The following is a 382-nucleotide window of genomic DNA, read 5'->3' on the forward strand; positions in this document are numbered from 1 at the left end:
GGTCAGGAACATCTTCATCTGTTCGATGGTGGTGTTCTGGCTCTCATCGAGAATGATAAACGCGTCGTTCAGCGTACGACCACGCATATAGGCCAGCGGCGCGACTTCAATAACGTTGCGCTCAATCAGTTTCTCGACTTTCTCAAAGCCCAGCATTTCAAACAGCGCGTCGTACAGTGGGCGCAAATACGGGTCTACTTTCTGGCTTAAATCGCCAGGCAGGAAGCCCAGTTTCTCACCGGCTTCTACCGCCGGACGAGTCAGCAGAATACGGCGAATTTCCTGACGCTCCAGGGCATCAACTGCCGCAGCCACTGCCAGGTAGGTTTTACCCGTACCCGCCGGGCCAACGCCGAAGGTGATGTCATGGTCGAGAATATTG

The 382-nt window shown here is 54.5% G+C and carries 1 protein-coding gene; it reads right to left on the reverse strand.

Annotation, left to right across the window (positions count from 1 at the left end):
* Positions 1-382 (reverse strand): PhoH family protein (locus ETC05_RS17620; RefSeq protein WP_171661579.1); only part of this gene is annotated, 382 nt, incomplete at both ends.

The sequence above is a fragment of the Geobacillus sp. BMUD genome, from assembly GCF_013096845.1.
In the GTDB taxonomy this organism is placed as follows: Bacteria; Bacillota; Bacilli; order Bacillales; family Anoxybacillaceae; genus Geobacillus; species Geobacillus vulcani.